The 16527-nt window shown below is 65.3% G+C and carries 16 protein-coding genes; 10 read left to right on the top strand and 6 right to left on the bottom strand.

Translation table 11 applies throughout. The annotated features are described in order from the left end of the window. Window positions 1-180 precede the first annotated feature (180 nt). From mutL to THI_RS07070, 10 genes are all read left to right on the top strand, one after another. Entirely contained in the window at window positions 181-2019 is a 1839-nt protein-coding gene (gene mutL, locus THI_RS07115; RefSeq protein ID WP_176140476.1) for a DNA mismatch repair endonuclease MutL, read from the top strand. A gap of 4 nt (window positions 2020-2023) precedes the next feature. Next, window positions 2024-2953, top strand: a complete 930-nt coding sequence (miaA, locus tag THI_RS07110) for a tRNA (adenosine(37)-N6)-dimethylallyltransferase MiaA (RefSeq protein ID WP_013105573.1) — start codon at window positions 2024-2026, stop codon at window positions 2951-2953. A 47-nt stretch (window positions 2954-3000) separates the two neighbouring features. Next, a complete protein-coding gene (locus THI_RS07105) occupies window positions 3001-4101 on the top strand; it encodes a sensor histidine kinase (RefSeq protein WP_231836437.1) in 1101 nt (366 codons plus the stop codon). 13 nt (window positions 4102-4114) lie between these two features. Then, entirely contained in the window at window positions 4115-4750 is a 636-nt protein-coding gene (locus THI_RS07100; RefSeq protein WP_013105571.1) for a response regulator, read from the top strand. A 140-nt stretch (window positions 4751-4890) separates the two neighbouring features. Continuing rightward, window positions 4891-5268: a response regulator gene (locus tag THI_RS07095; protein ID WP_013105570.1), complete on the top strand. Its 378-nt coding sequence runs from the start codon at window positions 4891-4893 to the stop codon at window positions 5266-5268. A 60-nt stretch (window positions 5269-5328) separates the two neighbouring features. Further along, window positions 5329-6327 (top strand): methyl-accepting chemotaxis protein, encoded by a 999-nt coding sequence (locus THI_RS07090; protein ID WP_013105569.1) that lies wholly within the window; start codon window positions 5329-5331, stop codon window positions 6325-6327. A 47-nt stretch (window positions 6328-6374) separates the two neighbouring features. Beyond that, entirely contained in the window at window positions 6375-6743 is a 369-nt protein-coding gene (locus THI_RS07085) for a response regulator (protein ID WP_013105568.1), read from the top strand. Between the two features lie 20 nt (window positions 6744-6763). Continuing rightward, entirely contained in the window at window positions 6764-7105 is a 342-nt protein-coding gene (locus THI_RS07080; protein ID WP_013105567.1) for an STAS domain-containing protein, read from the top strand. Beyond that, window positions 7102-9342: a chemotaxis protein CheA gene (locus THI_RS07075; protein ID WP_013105566.1), complete on the top strand. Its 2241-nt coding sequence runs from the start codon at window positions 7102-7104 to the stop codon at window positions 9340-9342. Before THI_RS07080 ends, THI_RS07075 begins: the two co-directional genes overlap by 4 nt. A gap of 33 nt (window positions 9343-9375) precedes the next feature. After that, window positions 9376-10869: a methyl-accepting chemotaxis protein gene (locus THI_RS07070; protein ID WP_013105565.1), complete on the top strand. Its 1494-nt coding sequence runs from the start codon at window positions 9376-9378 to the stop codon at window positions 10867-10869. Window positions 10870-10890: 21 nt separating this feature from the next. Here the strand turns inward: THI_RS07070 and fliN are convergent, their stop codons facing one another. The 6 genes from fliN to THI_RS07040 form a co-directional block, all read right to left on the bottom strand. After that, window positions 10891-11325: a flagellar motor switch protein FliN gene (gene fliN / locus THI_RS07065; protein WP_013105564.1), complete on the bottom strand. Its 435-nt coding sequence runs from the start codon at window positions 11323-11325 to the stop codon at window positions 10891-10893. Window positions 11326-11354: 29 nt separating this feature from the next. Beyond that, window positions 11355-12365 (bottom strand): flagellar motor switch protein FliM, encoded by a 1011-nt coding sequence (gene fliM, locus THI_RS07060; RefSeq protein ID WP_013105563.1) that lies wholly within the window; start codon window positions 12363-12365, stop codon window positions 11355-11357. An 83-nt stretch (window positions 12366-12448) separates the two neighbouring features. After that, window positions 12449-13018 carry a flagellar basal body-associated FliL family protein gene (locus THI_RS07055; protein WP_013105562.1) on the bottom strand — a complete coding sequence of 190 codons (570 nt, stop codon included), beginning with the start codon at window positions 13016-13018 and terminating at the stop codon, window positions 12449-12451. A 167-nt stretch (window positions 13019-13185) separates the two neighbouring features. After that, entirely contained in the window at window positions 13186-14496 is a 1311-nt protein-coding gene (locus THI_RS07050; RefSeq protein WP_013105561.1) for a flagellar hook-length control protein FliK, read from the bottom strand. Between the two features lie 99 nt (window positions 14497-14595). Further along, window positions 14596-15087 (bottom strand): flagellar export protein FliJ, encoded by a 492-nt coding sequence (locus THI_RS07045; protein ID WP_013105560.1) that lies wholly within the window; start codon window positions 15085-15087, stop codon window positions 14596-14598. Window positions 15088-15179: 92 nt separating this feature from the next. Beyond that, complete coding sequence (locus THI_RS07040; RefSeq protein ID WP_013105559.1) at window positions 15180-16526, bottom strand: FliI/YscN family ATPase; 1347 nt, start codon at window positions 16524-16526, stop codon at window positions 15180-15182. Window position 16527: the final 1 nt, after the last annotated feature.

The raw sequence follows: 16527 nt of genomic DNA, 5'->3' as shown, positions 1-16527 counted from the left end.
GCGCCAGAAAACTGAGCCGGGGCTGAGCGCCACCGAGCGCTATGGGCCTACGCACAGCCTGAAAAGTATACTGAGCTGACTTGTCGTTTCTCCTCTCGTTGATCCGTCTCCAAGCCCCTCAACGAGGGGACGGCCGCCGCCACGCTGCGGCCTCGCCACCCTTTCCGTATCCCTGCCTTGCTGCAACCCCAACGCCCGATTCGTCCGCTGCCGGACGTGCTCATCAGCCAGATTGCCGCCGGCGAAGTTATCGAACGCCCGGCTTCGGCCCTGCGCGAACTGCTCGACAACGCCATCGATTCGGGCGCCAGCGCTCTCACCGTGCGCCTCGAACAAGGCGGGCTGGGCAGCGTGCAGGTCGAAGATGATGGTTGCGGCATTCCGGCCGAAGAGTTGCCCCTGGCACTGCTGCGCCACGCCACCAGCAAAATCGCCGATCTCGACGAATTGCACCACGCCGCGCATCTCGGCTTCCGCGGCGAGGCGCTCGCGGCCATGGCTGCCGTGGCCGAAATCGAGATCATCAGCCGCCGCGCCGGGGCCGATGGGGCGCGCATTCACGCCAGCGCAGGTCAGGTCGCCGCGGTGCAACCCACAGCGGCGCAACAGGGCACCCGCGTGACCTTGCGTCAGTTGTTTTTCAACCTGCCGGCGCGCCGCAAATTTCTCAAATCGCCGCAGACGGAATACGCCTGGTGCGCCGACGTGTTCAAGCGCACCGCCATCGCCCATCCCCAGATCGCCCTGCGGCTTTGGCATGACGGGCAACTCAAGCTGCAATTCGAGCGCGACCCTTCGCCGCACGGGCTCGATCGTCTCGCCGCCGTGCTGGGAGAGGCCTTCAGCGCGCACGCCCTGCCCGTCTCCGCCCAGATCGGTCCGCTTGCCGTACGCGGGCTGATCTGCAAACCCACCGCGGCGCGCGCCCGTGCCGATGTGCAGCACATCATTGTCAACAACCGCTGGGTGCGCGACCGCACCGTGGCCCACGGCGTGCGCGCCGCATACGCCGACGTGCTGCACGGCGCCTTGCAGCCGCAGTACGCCCTGCTGCTCGATCTGCCGTCTGAGCTGGTCGATGTGAATGTGCACCCGGCCAAGTCGGAAGTCCGGTTCCGCGACAGCTCCGCCGTGCATCAGGCCGTGCGTCATGCCGTCGAGCAGGTGCTGGCCCGGGCGGGCGGTGAGGCGTCTTCCTCGCATCCCTCCGCACCGCCCGCCGCGTGGGAACAGCCGCCTTCCGCTCTGCCCACGACTGCCGCGCTTGCCTTCGGCGTGGCGAGGCCGAGCCCTAGCCCGATCCCCTGGGACGCGCTCTCGCGCGCTTATGCCCCCTTGGCAACGGCGGACGCTGCGCCCTTGCAGGCACAGGACAGCGCCGCGCCGCGCCCCTATGCGCAAGCCACCGACCTAGCCGCCGCGCAGCCTGACGACTTTCCCCTCGGCTTCGCCCTGGCGCAGCTTCTGGGCATTTACATACTGGCGCAGAACCGCCACGGACTGGTGATCGTGGACATGCACGCCGCGCACGAGCGCATCGTGTACGAACGGCTAAAAGCTGCGGAACAGGCCGATGCGCCGGTGGCGGTGCAACCCTTGCTGATCCCGGCCGCGTTCGCCGCGAGCGATGCCGAAATGGGCGCGGCGGAAGATCATGCCGATGCCCTACGGTCGCTCGGCGTCGAGCTCGACCGGGCCGGCCCCAGCAGCCTGGTGGTGCGCGCCACGCCCACGCTGCTGGCGCACGCCGACCCCATTCGCCTGGCTCGCGGTTTGCTGGCCGATCTCATTTCGCAAGGCACCAGCAGCCGCCTTCAGGAGCGGCGCAACGCCCTGCTCTCTAGCATGGCCTGCCACGGCGCGGTGCGCGCCAACCGACAGCTCACGCTCGCAGAAATGAACGGCCTGCTGCGCGATATGGAGCGCACCGAACGCGCCGACCAGTGCAACCACGGCCGCCCCACCTGGCGGCAGATCGGCCTGGCCGACCTCGACGCCCTGTTCCTGCGCGGGCGCTAAAGCCGTGACTCAACAAACCCCACAGCCTGTTCTCTGCCTCGTCGGCCCGACTGCCAGCGGCAAAACCGCCGCGGCTTTGCAACTCGTCCAGCAGGCCCGACAGCGCGGCAAAACCGTGGAACTCATCAGCATGGACTCGGCGCTGGTCTATCGCGGCATGGATATCGGCACCGCCAAGCCCGGCGCTGACGAGCGCGCCCAGGCCGTGCACCACCTGCTCGACATCCTCGACCCGTCGCAAAGCTATAGCGCGGCGCAATTCGCTGCGGACGCGCGCCGGCTTATCCAAGAAATTCGCCAGCGCGGCGCCCAGCCCCTGATCGTCGGCGGCACCCTGCTCTACCTCAAGGCGCTGCAGTCCGGCCTGTCCGAACTGCCGCAGGCCGATCCTGCCGTGCGCGCCGAACTCGACGCCGAGGCCGCCCGGCTCGGCTGGCCCGCGCTGCACGCCCGGCTGGCCGAAGTCGATCCGGTCACCGCGGCCCGCCTTGCTCCGGGCGACGCCCAGCGCATCCAGCGCGCGCTGGAAGTGTGGCAACTCAGCGGTCGGCCTCTCTCGGCGCATCTGGCTGCCGGGCGCGCGGATGACGACCCCTTGCCCCTGCGCATCCTCTCGCTGGAACCTTCTGATCGCAGCGTGCTGCACGCGCGCATCGCCCAACGATTCGAGCAGATGCTGGCCGCCGGTTTTCTCGACGAAATGCGCGTCCTTCGCCAACGCGGCGACCTCAGCCCCGCGCTGCCCTCGATCCGCGCCGTGGGCTACCGCCAGGCCTGGCATTACCTGGACGGCGACATCAGCGCCGAGCAGTTCCGCGAGCAGGCCATCGCCGCCACCCGCCAGCTCGCCAAACGCCAGCTCACCTGGCTGCGCTCCATGCCCCAGCGGCAGATTTACGACTGTCTCGAACCGCTGAGAATTCAAGTTTTCTGAGGGCGCGCCGTTAAGTGGAATGTAAATTCCACTCCTGGCTGCCCTCCGTGCCCCCGTTCCAAAGCCCTCCTCCACCCGTTCAAGATCTGTCTTCGGACGATACGCCCTGGGCCGCACATCCGCTCTCCGGCTTCGGTCTGGTGTTCCAGCTCAGCCAGCGCGCCGGGCAGTTGCAGTTCACCCAGGCCAGTGAATCGGCGCAAATGGTCTGCGGCCTGAGCGCGCAGGCGCTGCTGCGTTCGAGCACGGCCTTTGTCGGGCGAATTCATGCCGCCGATCAGGCCGATTTCCACGCCTCGGTGCAAGCCAGCGCGCTGCACGGCGAACCGTGGAACTGGGAGGGCCGCATCCTCACCGAGGGCGAGATCAAGTGGATCAACATCCGCGCCGCAGTGAAGCGGCTCGATGCCACCCAAGTGCAGTGGAACGGCATCATGATCAACATCAGCCATGCCCGCCGCCGCGAGTCCGATCTGCGCGACATGGCCGCGCACATGGAGCGCGCACGCGAGCAGGAACGTGCCCGCCTCGCCCGCGACATGCACGACGAACTCGGCCAGTTGCTCACCGCGTTGAAAATGGACATCAGCCTGCTGCGCCGGCGCCTCGGGCCCGACGACGCGCAGCTCAACAGCATGACCCAGCTGGTGGATGCCGCCACCGCCGCTGGCCGTCGCGTCGCAGCCCAGCTCCGGCCCGCCGTGCTCGATCTCGGGCTGAGCGACGGGCTGCTCTGGCTGGCCGAGGAGTTCAGCCAGCGCTACGGCATTCCCGTTTCGCACCAGATCGAGGGCGCCGGTGAGCTGGACGACCTCACCGCCATCCAGATCTTCCGCATCGCGCAGGAAGCCTTCACCAATATCGCCCGCCACGCGCAGGCCAAATCCGTTCGACTCACCCTGGCCCGCACACCCGGGCTGATCGCGCTCGACATCGTCGATGACGGGCTGGGCTTCACCCCGGCCACGCAGACCAGCGAAAAATCCTTTGGTTTGCGCGGCATGCGCGAGCGCGCGCATTTGCTCGGCGGCACGCTCGATTGCGCCAGCGTGCCCAACCACGGCACCACCCTGCGCGTGCGCGTGCCCTGCACCGAACGTGGCACACCTGCCGACGCGCCGACTTCCGGCAAACCGATCTCCGCCTGAAGCGAAGCCGCAAATGGACGCCGCCCGCGTGCTCATTGTTGACGACCACGCCCTTGTGGGCGCCGGGCTCGTTCGCATGCTCGAAGCCGAGGGGCTGCAGCCGCACTGGTGCGGCGACACCGCCGCAGCGCTCGACGCCCTGCGCGATGCCGCCTGGCAGGTGGTGCTGCTCGACGTGTCTCTGCCCGGCGGCGACGGCCTCGATCTGCTCAAACGCATCAAGGCCACGCACCCCCGCTTGCCCGTGCTCATGCTCAGCATGCATGCCGAGCATTTGTTCGCCCTGCGTGCCCTGCGCGGCGGCGCGGCCGGCTATCTCACCAAAGACAGCGCGCCAGGTGTGCTGCTCGACGCCATCCGCGCGGCCACCCAGGGCAAGCGCTACCTCACCGCCACCGTCGCCGAGCAGTTGGCGCATCACTTTCAAGAGGGCGCCGCCGCCGACGCCCCCGCGCATCAAACCCTGAGCGACCGCGAACTGCAGGTGCTGCTGCGCATCGGTGCCGGGCGCACCGTGGGCGAAGTGGCGCGGGAACTGCACTTGAGCGTCAAAACCGTCAGCACTCACAAAACCCGCCTGATGCAAAAGATGCACCTCGAGCGCGACGCCGATCTGGTGCGCTACGTCCTCGACCATGAATTGGCATGAACAGATCCACGCGGGTCAGAAATTTCCTACAAATCAACGCGCCCTTGTCTCAGTCTTCAAACCGCTGGCGGCTGATGTTCGCCGCGCGACCGCAGGCCAACAATGTCCCCATACATCCTGAATTCTCTGAAAGCTGAGTCATGCAACTGATGGTGGTCGACGATTCTGCAATGGTGCGCGAGCGCCTGGCCGGCCTGCTGTGCGGCATTGACGGGGTGCAAGCCGTGCTGCAGGCCGATTGCGGGCAGCAGGCGATGGAGCTGTTGCAGCAAGACACCGCAGGCGCGGTGCGCTTCATCGTGCTCGATATCGAAATGCCGGGTGAGAGCGGGCTGCAAGTTTTGCAGCGCATCAAGTCCAGCCGGAGTGATATCTGCGTGGCGATGTTCACCCAGCACGCCAACTCGCAGCACCGCGCCCGCAGCCTCGATGGAGGCGCCGATTATTTCTTCGACAAGAGTTCCGACATCGATCGGCTCGAAACCCTGGTGCGCCAACTGGCCGCGCAGCCCCATTGAACTTCCCTGCAACCCAACCTCCCGGCAACACTACCTCCCATAACCCGCGTTGACTCCGCCATGACCCAAGACGCCACGACCTCCCCTCCCGCCCTGCAGCACAGCGATGCTGCGCAGCAGATCGACGCCCTCTGCGCTCAGGCCTTACCCGTGCTCGGCCAACAGATCGACGCCGGACGCGCACAGATGGAGACCGCCATTCTGGCCTTGAGCCAGCGCTTCTCCAGCCTGCACAACCGCCTGGAAAACGCTGTGAAGGCGTCGCAGCATGCCGCCGCCGGCATGGATGGCGGCGAAGGCGTGGTGGCGGTATTCCGCCGCAGCGAAGGCGAACTCGGCGCCGTGCTCGAGCAGTTGCGCACCGCGCTGGACAAGCGCGCCGCCATGGTCAGCGAAGTGTTGGGCATGTCGCGCTACACCGAGGCGCTGGAGAAGATGGCGACTGAAGTGGCGGCGCTGGCGGCCAAGACCAATCTGCTCGCGCTCAATGCGGCCATCGAAGCCGCGCGGGCTGGCGAAAACGGCCGCGGCTTCGCGGTGGTGGCCGACGAAGTGCGCAAGCTCTCGGCGCAATCGCGCGATACCGGGCGCAAGATGGGCGAGCAGGTGAAAATCATCACCGGCGCCATCCAGACGCTCACCCGCTCGGCCGGGCAATCGCAAATCGAGGAGCAGCAGTTCCTCACCCAATCCGAATCGTCCATCGATCAGGTGCTCGCCCGCCTGCGCGATGTGGCTACGGGGCTGTCCGATTCGTCCGACCTGCTGCAACGCGAAAGCAGCGGTATCCGCGAAGAGATCGGCGATGTGCTGGTGTCGCTGCAGTTCCAGGATCGGGTCAGCCAGATTCTCACCCACAGCCGCGACAGCCTCGACGCCCTGGTGGTCGAACTACAGAGCTATCAGTCGCGCCGCGCCAGCAACCCTGAAGCCGCGCTCGACGCCTCCGCCTTCATGCAGCGCATCGCGGGCGGCTACACCACGCAGGAGCAGCGCCTCAACCACGACGGACAGTCCACGATGGACGCGCAAGACGGCGGCGACATCACCTTTTTCTGACTCCAGCAAACCCTTATTTCGATCCCCTCTTTCAAAAGCACATTGCCATGGCCAAAACCATTCTCATCGTCGACGACTCCGCCTCACTGCGTCAGGTGGTCAACATCGCCCTTGCCAGCGCGGGCTACGAAGTCATTGAAGCCGTTGACGGCGTGGACGCGCTGACCAAGCTCGACGGCCGCAAGATCCACCTCATCATCAGCGACGTGAACATGCCCAATATGGACGGCATCACCCTGGTGAAAGAGATCAAGCAGAAGGCCGACTACAAGTTCACGCCCATCATCATGCTCACCACCGAAAGCCAGGACGACATGAAGGCGCAAGGCCAGGCCGCAGGCGCCCGCGCCTGGGTGGTCAAACCCTTCCAGCCGGCGCAGATGCTGGCTGCGGTCTCCAAACTCATCGCACCCTGAACCCCGCCAGAGGAGACGCTGTGGACATCATCCCCCATCAAGCCGGCCCGGCTTGCAGCGTGACGCTGCAAGGCGCGCTCGACATCTATGCCGCCGCCGAGGTGCGCACCCGGCTGGCCGAGCTGATCGCCCAGCATCCCCTGGTCGAACTGCAGTTGACCGCGGTCGACGAGATCGATGCCTCCGGCGTACAGATTCTGCTGGCCGCCAAACAGCAGGCCAGCAATCTGGAGCACAGCCTCAAACTCAGCGGGCACAGCCCCGCCGTCATCGACGCCCTCGAACTCTGCGGCCTGCTCGCCTACTTCGGCGACCCGGTAGTCGAGTTCGGCCACACCACAGCCCCCAAGGAGCACGCATGAGCTTCGAACAACAAATGCAGCAGGCCATGCGCTCCTTCATCGTCGAAGCGCAAGAGCTGCTCGAAGGCATGGAACGCGGGCTGATGGAACTCGAACCCCAAGGCGGCGCTGATGACGCTATTGATGACGCCCTGGATGGCGAGCACATCAACGCCCTGTTCCGCGCGGCCCACACCATCAAAGGCTCGGCCGGGCTGTTCGGCCTCGACGGCATCGTGCGTTTCACTCACCATCTGGAAAGCGTGCTCGACCAGATTCGCGCAGGCAAACTCGCCGTCAGCAGCGAACTCGTCGCGCTGTTGCTGCAAGGGCGCGATCACCTCGCGCAACTGATCGACCAGATCGACAGCCAAGGTGCCTGCATCGCCGACACCCCGGAAGAACAGGCGCTGGTCACCCGGCTGCAGGCCGCTCAGCAGCCCGCAGGCGGTGCGCTGGTCGTGGCCCAGCAAAGCCCCATCGCACCGAGCGCCCCCTCGGCGGAAGCCGCCCCCGTCACCGTGCTCGCGCACGGATCGGCGCTGACGCCATCGTGGCATCTGTCGCTGCGCTTCGGCGCCGACAGTCTGCGCAACGGCATGGACCCGCTGGCCTTCATCCGCTATCTGCGCGGGCTGGGCGAAATCGTCGGTCTCGTCACCCTGACCGACGCCCTGCCCCCGCTCGACGCGATGGACGCCGAGACCAGCTATCTCGGTTTCGAGATCAACTTCAAGAGCGAGGCCAGCAAGGAAGAAATCGCCGCCGTGTTCGAGTTCGTGCAGGAAGACAGCACCATCCGCATCCTGCCCGCGCACAGCCGCATTGCCGACTATGTGCAACTCATTCGCAGCCTGCCCGAAGACGACCTGCGGCTGGGCGACATTCTGGTGCAGATCGGCACGCTGACGCAGAAAGAATTGAGCGACGCGCTCAACGCGCAACACGACGCGCAGGCCACCGGCGCACCGGCCGCCCCCTTGGGCGAGATTCTGGTGCGCGAAGGCGCCACGCACCAGCCCATTGTGCAGGCCGCGCTCGACAAACAGAAGCAGATCAAAGACAAACGCAGCCGTGACAACCAGATGCTGCGCGTGGCCGCCGACAAGCTCGACGCCCTCATCAACCTCGTGGGCGAACTGGTGATTGCCAGCGCCGGCAATGCGCTGCACGCGCAGAACGCCAGCCAGATCGAAGCCGCCGCGCAGATCACCCGGCTGGTCGAAGACATCCGCGAGCGGGCGCTCAAGCTGCGCATGGTCGAGATCGGCGAAACCTTCGCGCGCTTTCAGCGCGTGGTGCGCGACGTGTCGCGTGAGCTGGGCAAAGACATCGCCCTGGTCATCGAAGGCGCCGACACCGAGATGGATAAAACCCTGGTCGAGCGCATCGCCGATCCGCTGATGCACCTGGTGCGCAACTCGATCGATCACGGCATCGAGTCCCCCGAAGTGCGCACCGCCCGCGGCAAACCCGCCCAAGGCACCCTCAAACTCGCCGCCCGTCACGACTCGGGCAGCATTCTCATCACGGTTTCAGACGACGGCGGCGGGCTGAACCGCGAGCGCATTCTTGCCAAAGCCGTCGAGCGCGGTCTGATTTCGACTGAGGCCGCCGCCGCCCTGCCCGACGCCGAGGTGTGGGCGCTGATTTTCGAGCCCGGCTTCTCCACCGCCGACGCCGTCACCGACCTGTCCGGCCGTGGCGTGGGCATGGACGTGGTCAAACGCAATATCGAAGCCATTCGCGGCAGCATCGACATCCAGAGCAGCGCCGGCGTGGGCACGCAGATGCACCTGCGCCTGCCCTTGACGCTCGCCATCATCGACGGCTTTCTGGTGCAAGCCGCCGGGCGCACCTTCGTGCTGCCGCTCGACGCGGTGATCGAGTGCATGGAGTTTGCGCCCACCCAGCCGCAGCAGGGCTATATCAACCTGCGCGGCGAAGTGTTGCCCCTATTGCATCTGCGCGAACAGCTCGGTTTGGCGGACTCTGCCGCTGACTCGCCGAACACCCGCAGCAATGTGGTGGTCGCGCAAATCGGCGGGCAGCGCGCTGGCATCGTCGTCGATGCCCTGCTTGGCGAATATCAGACCGTCATCAAACCGCTGGGCGCGCTGTTCGCCCACCTGCAAGGCATCAGCGGCTCGACCATTCTGGGCAACGGCGAAGTGGCGCTCATCCTCGACGCCGCCCCCCTGATCAGCCGCGCCAGCCGAAGCGCGCAGGGGCGCCAGGCCCCGGCACTGAGCAACTGAACCCCTTCAACGTCCGCACAAAGTGAGCCTTCCATGTTCAACAACCTTCGCATCGGCACACGCCTCAGCCTCGCCTTCGGCCTGCTGATCGTTCTTCTGCTTGTCAACGCGGCGTTCGGGCTGTACGAAGCCTCTCGCATTCAGAGCCACATGCAGCTCGTGGTGCAAAACCGTCTCGCCAAGGAGCGAGCCGTCACCATCATTGCCAACAGCAGCCAGAACACCACACGCATCATGCTGCGCAGCCTGCTGTCGCAGCAGTTCAGTGATGCCGATCGTGCCCTTATCGCTGAACAACGTGTGAATACGGACGCCGCTTTCAAGACTTTGGAGTCTCTGCAACCCACCCCGCAACTGCAGACCCGGCTCGACAACCTGCGCGCCATCATCGCCAAAGGACGTTCGGCGCAACAGACCGCGATTCCTGAAATGCAGCGAAGCAACTTCGGCACCGCTGCGGCCGATTACCTCAAATCCGGCTTGATCGTGTCACGCGAGGTTCGCCAGGAAACCGCGGCCATTGAGACGTTGTTGCGGGGTCAGACCGATACGCTCTATGCCCAGAGCGAGTCCGATTTCGTGGCTGCCCGCAATGCCAGCATCGGCCTGGCTGTGCTCGCCCTGCTGCTGGCTATCGCCGCTGCCTGGCTCATCACCCGTTCCATCACCCGTCCTCTAGCCGAAGCCGTTTCTGTGACCCAGCGTGTCGCCGAAGGCGATCTGTCGGTGCGGGTGGCTTCCACCTCGAAGGATGAAACCGGGCAGTTGCTCACAGCTTTGGGGGACATGGTCGGGCGGCTGACTTCGGTCATCGGCTCGGTGCGGTCGTCGGCCGAGCAGTTGCTCTCGGCGTCCACCCAGGTGTCGGCCACTTCGCAAAGTCTGTCGCAGTCGTCTTCGGAGCAGGCGGCTTCGGTGGAGGAAACCTCGGCCACGCTGGAGCAGGCGACCGCTTCGATTCGCCAGAATGCGGATAACGCCCGTCTGACGGATTCGATGGCGCAGCAGGCGGCAGGCCAAGCGCGTGAAGGGGGTGCGGCGGTGCAGGGCACGGTCTCGGCGATGCAAGCCATAGCGGAGCGCATCTCGATCATCGATGACATTGCGTATCAGACCAATATGCTGGCTTTGAATGCGGCGATTGAAGCGGCCCGGGCTGGGGAGCATGGCAAGGGCTTTGCGGTGGTGGCCGCGGAGGTGCGCAAGCTGGCGGAGCGCTCTCAGGTGGCGGCCAAGGAGATTGGCGATCTGGCGACTTCGACGGTGAAGCAGGCGGATGCGGCGGGTAGCTTGATTGCGCAGATGGCACCCAATATCTCGAAGACTTCGGATCTGGTGCAGGAGATCACAGCAGCGTCGGAAGAACAGGCCACCGGCATGCAGCAGATCAATCAGGCGGTGGCGCAGCTCTCCGCCGTCACCCAGCAGAACGCCTCGGCTTCGGAACAACTCGCGGCCACTGCCGAAGAGATGAATGCGCACGCGCAGGCTTTGCAGGAAAGCATGCTGCAGTTCAGATTGGCTTGAGCCGTCGGCTTTTCTAACAGTTCAAGCCAGGCGCCGGGCGCGCTCGGTCGGGCTGACGATGTCGGTCAGGCGAATGCCGAACTTGTCATTCACCAGCACGACTTCGCCGCGCGCGATGAGAAAGCCGTTGACCAGCACATCCATCGGTTCGCCTGCGAGCCGGTCGAGATCGACCACTGAACCTTGCGCCAGTTGCAGCAGTTCGCGAATCTGGATTTTGGTGCGGCCCAGTTCCACCGACAGCGTGACGGGGATGTCCATCACCAGATCGAGCTGGTTGTTGGGCGCGCCGCCGCCCTGATCGGCACGAAGTTCGGCGAAGGGGGCGGGTTGCACCTTGGGCGGCTCTGCCGCAGCGGCTGCAGGCTCGGCGGATACGCCCTGCTCCGCCATGGCTTCGCCCCAGGCTGCCAGATCGTCGGCGGCTGCGGTGTCGGTGGAGGTGTCTTCTGCCATGGAATGTCCTGCGGAATAAGGGATCGGAATCAGTGCGCGCCGTGCGCCAGGAGTTGCGCCTTCTCGGGCACCTCCGGGAAAAGCTGCTGGCGAATCTTGAGCGCCATCTTGTCTTCGTGCCGGCCATACTCGCCCAGCAGCACGGGAATGCCGTCCACGCGGGCAATCACGGTTTCGGGCATGTCCACCGGCAGGACATCGCCGACCCGCAGATTCAGCAGTTCGCGCACCAGAATTTGCCGTTGCAGCAGTTCGACGCGCATTTCCACTTCGGCCTCGCGCATTTCAGTCTGCAAGGCCTTGACCCAGCGGTGGTCGACCTCGCTGCGGTCTGTGGTCATGCCGGTGGTGAGCTGGTCGCGGATGGGTTCGACCATGCTGTACGGGATGCACACGTGCAGGCTACCGCCGCCGCCCTCGATCTCGACATCGAAGGTGGAGACGATGACCACCTCGGTCGGGGTGGCGATGTTGACGAACTGCGGGTTGACTTCGGAGCGCGTGAGCTCGGGCTCCAGCGGCAGCACGGGCGCCCAGGCGGTTTTGTATTCCTTGAACACCATGTCGAGCATGCGCTTGATGATGCGCTGCTCCAGCGGGGTAAAGTCGCGGCCCTCGATGCGGGCGTGAAAGCGGCCATCTCCCCCGAAAAAGTTGTCGATCACGCTGAAAATCAGCCGCGGGTCGAAGATGAACAACGCGGTTCCGCGCAAAGGTTTCATCTGCACCAGATTGAGATTGCTGGGCACGACCAGGCCGCGAATGAACTCGTTGTACTTGGTCAGCTTCACCGACGACACCGAGATTTCAGAGGCGCGCCGCAGAAAGTTGAACAGACTCACCCGCCACAGCCGGGCGAAGCGCTCGTTGATGACTTCCAGCGTGGGCATGCGCCCGCGCACGATGCGGTCCTGGCTGGCCAGGTCGTAAGGACGCACGCCCCCTTCATCCGCCGCCTCCGGTTCGGCCACCGGCTCTTCGCCTGAAATGCCGCCGAACAGCGCGTCGACTTCGTCTTGGGAGAGGACGTCTTGAACCATGTCAGTTCCGCACAGACGTTATAAGGAAGAGGGCACTGCCCTCGCGGAGCAGCGAGCAAATCGAGCGTCGGGGCTGTTTCATTTCACTGCACCACGAAAGCGGTAAAAAACACGCCGTCGATCGGCGCCCCGTCATGTCCATGCGCAGCGGCAGCCGCGCCGCCCCCGCCGCCATGTTCCCCACCTGCAGCGGCCACCGCAGGCGCGCCTTCGAGCACCTTGTTCACCGAATGCAGGATGTCTTCGCGCAGATGATCGCGCCCTTCCACCGAATCGACCTTGTCGATCGACTGGGCCGCGAGGATGCGCAGAATGTTGTTGCGGAGTTCGGGCGTCATGAGCTTGACCTTGCCTTCAACCAAAGGATCGTAAGTCTTGAGATCGATCTTGACCTGCAGGTAATGCACTGTGCCGTCGGTACTCTGCAGATTGGTGACAAACGGCTCCATGCTGATGAAACGCATGTTCTTCGCCTTCTCGGCCGCAGCCTCCGCAGCCAGCTCGGCCGCGGTGGGCGCCGCCTTGGGCTTCATCAGAAAAAATGCCGCCGCGCCGCCCCCGGCCATCAGCACGATCACCGCCACCAGAATGATGATGATCAACTTGGTCTTGCCGCCGCCCTTTTCCTTGGCCTTGGCCTCTTGTTCCGCCATACCCCACTCCTGATGTGCTGATTGGGGCGCGCACGCTGCGCACCCTTTGCGCGTGAAGGACGATCAATGCGTTTTCACTGCAGGGTTTAACGACACAAGGGCGGGGTTTTTGAAGGGGCGCCGCTGCGAGCAGCACACCGACCGCAGCATGAAAGACCCCCAGGTTCTCACACATAGGTGTTCACCAGTCCCTGCTGCCAGCGCAAGACCTGCGCAGCCGAAGCGCCCGGTGCTCCGCCTGCGGCGATGTCGGCAATCGCGTTCGATCCCGAGGTGCCACGCTGTGAGCGTGCCTGCTGGCGATCGCCCTGCCCGCCTTGTGTGCCGACGGAAGTCTGGCCGAGCGACAGCCCGGCCCCGGCAAACACATCGCGCAGTTGCGGCAGCGCCGCCTCGACCGCCTGCCGCACCACGGCATGCGCGGAGACAAACTGCGCCTGAATCTGGCCATCGTGCATCTGCAGATGGACTTCGAGCGGCCCGAGTTGCGGCGGATTGAGATGCAGCGTGGCGAATTGCTGCTGCCCCTGTGCCGCCAGCAAGACCTGCTGATTCATCGCCTGCCCCCAGTCGGGCGACCCCATATGGGCGGGCACGGTAGCCGCCCAGACCGTCTGCGATACTTGGTTGGCCTGTGGCATACCCAGAGTCAAAGCCTGCCCGATCTGAGTTGGCGAGACAACAGACGGGGTTGCGTCGGCATGGTTCGATGGTGCGGCCTGCAGGGCCGAAAGGTCTGAAGCCGTGGTGAGGGACTGATGCAGAGCCGCGAATCGGCTGGGCTGTGCGGCGTCTGCAGCGCTGCCCGCCAGGTTCTGCATCCACGCGGGCAGGCTCTCGGCGCCCTTGGTTGTGTCGCCCGTCGTGACGCCAGCTGGCGCTCCCGCGCGCCCGAAGTTCGCCTGCCGGTCTGTCAGCGGGTCGTTCTGCGGTCCGGCCAGCAGTGCAGAGGTCGGCAAGGTTTTGGCGTCTTGGGCCTCAGCCGTCGGGGTGGCAATGGGCGCGGCAACCGAGGTGGCAACCGGCGCCTGCAGCATGGCGGCGAGCACGGGGCCAGGTACTGCTGCTGGGCTGGCATCCTTCGGCGCAGTCTTGCGGTCGTCCTGCGGCAAGGTTTTGCCGCTTTGCGCTGCCGCCATTGCCGCTTCGAGCGCCCCGCTGGTCTGCAGGGCCAGCGCCGATGCGCTCGCATTCGCCGCTGCAGAATCTTGTGATGGCGCGGATGACTGCATCTGCGGCGAATCGGCCTTGCCCTGCGCCTGCGCTGTCGCTTTTGCGTCTGAAGATGAAGCCTCGCTCGGTTTCTGCGCTTTTGCCGAATCTGAGGACGCCGACGACGAAGGCGCCGCCTTGCCCGCACGCGAAAGCGCGTCGGAAAAGCTTGGCCCGGTCTCGTTCTGAGACGTTGCAGCCCCGGCCGACGACGATTCGGCAGGTGGCGCAGCAGGGGTGGACACGACAGGAACGATCAGCGGCATGATGGCGGCTCAAACGAGTTGATACCCGTTCTAAGCAAAACCTGCGCCAGCCTGACTGACTGCAGCCTGACTGACTGCAGCCTGACTGATCTTGCGACTTCAGAAATCAGACCGCTGCTGCGAGCTGGGCAGGAATTGCGACGCTCGCCGTACCGCCCATTCCTGCAGGTTTTTCAGCGCGCTGGCCTTTTGTCCCTGGCGTTTTTGTGCCTGATGCTGGTCGATCAGCACCTCAAACGCCTTTTCGCGCTGGCGCGCTGCCGTCCATTGCCCCATGAGTTCGGTCAGGATGAGCTGCTGGCGGTTGAGTTCGACTTTCTGCGCGGTGATGGCCGATTCGATGCGATCGACAAAACCGCGCAGGTCGCGCACCTGACTCCAGGCGGTGCCGGCAGTGCCCAGAGTCTGGATCTGTTCACGATATTGCGCGGCATAACTTTCAAGCTGTGCAAGCTTCGCCTGCGCGGTTCGAAGAATGTCCTGCTGTTTACCCACGAGTTGACCCGCATTCTGACTGGCCTCTACGGCTTGCGCATGCAAAGCCTGAAGGGTCTCCAGCCGTTGCGGGCTGAGGGTGTTGTTGTAGGTCATGCGTTGGGGGCCGAATTTGATTCAGGCAAAGTGTAAACCTTGCACCCGGCAGGCCCAAACTTCCCTGTCGAAATCGTCAAAAACCCGACATTTCAAACAAGGTAGGGCGTCATCAGATCGGCCAGTTCCTGTCGGCTCTGTGTCAGGCCGACAGCGGCGTGCATGTCCTGAATCAAAAACTCGCGGATGCCGGCGTGCGCCTGCACCGCCTGGTCGAGTTGCAGGTCGGCGCCCGGGGTGTAGGCGCCCACGGCGATGAGGTCTTGCTGGCTGGCGTAGCGCGATTGCATTTCCTTGAGCTTCTGCATGCGCCGAAGTTCCAGCGGAGTGGCGATGGCCGGCATCACGCGGCTGATCGACGCCTGCAGGTCGATGGCCGGAAAGTGCCCCTGCTCGGCCAGACGGCGACTGAGCACGATGTGGCCGTCGAGAATGGCGCGCACGTTGTCGGCGACCGGGTCTTGCTGGTCGTCGCCTTCCATCAGCACGGTGTAGAACGCGGTGATGCTGCCGCCGCCCTCCGGCCCGTTGCCCGCGCGCTCCACCAGCGCCGGCAGCTTGGCGAACACCGAGGGCGGAAAACCGCGCGCCGCCGGGGGCTCGCCTGCGGCCAGCGCCACTTCGCGCAGCGCCAGGGCGTAGCGGGTGACCGAATCCATCAGCAGCAGCACGTTCAGCCCCTGGTCGCGGTAATACTCGGCCATCGCGGTGGCCAGACGCGCGCCGCGAATGCGGGTCAACGCCGGGGCGTCGGCCGGGGCGGCCACCACGACGGCCCTGCTGCGCCCTTCCACGCCCAGAATGTCTTCGATGAACTCTTTGACCTCACGGCCCCGCTCGCCGATGAGGCCCACCACGATGACGTCGGCATTGGTGTTGCGCGCCATCATGCCCAGCAGCACGCTCTTGCCCACGCCGCTGCCCGCGAACAACCCCATGCGCGCGCCACGGCCCACGGTGAACAGCGCATTGATCGCGCGCACGCCCACGTCGAGCGGCTGGCGCACCAGCGCCCGGGCCAGCGGGTTGATCTGCTGGGTGGACAAGGTGGTGTAGTGTGAGGCCAGCAGCGCGCCGTCGCCGTCGAGCGGACGGCCGTTGCCGTCGAGCACGCGCCCGAGCAGCTCGGGCCCGACGGGAATGCGAATATCGCCCGGCACGGGATGCACCCGCGCCCCCGGTGTGAGGCCCTGCACTTCGCCCAACGCCATGAGCTGCACATGATCGCCGTTGAAACCCACCACTTCGGCGTCGATGACACGGTTCTGCTCGGTGCTGATGCGGCAACGCTCGCCCAGACTCGCCTCCAGCCCCTGCGCTTCAAGAATAAGCCCGCGCACCCGCACCAGGCTGCCGCTATAGACCAGGGGCAGAGGCCCGCCCGATTGCAAGCGATGCTGCAGGTTTTGCAAGTGGCGCGATACCTTGGTCAGACGCATT

It is taken from the genome of Thiomonas arsenitoxydans, from assembly GCF_000253115.1.
Classification (GTDB): domain Bacteria; phylum Pseudomonadota; class Gammaproteobacteria; order Burkholderiales; family Burkholderiaceae_C; genus Thiomonas; species Thiomonas arsenitoxydans.
Note: the sequence above shows the minus strand (reverse complement) of the source record. Positions and strands in the feature narration are given on the sequence as shown.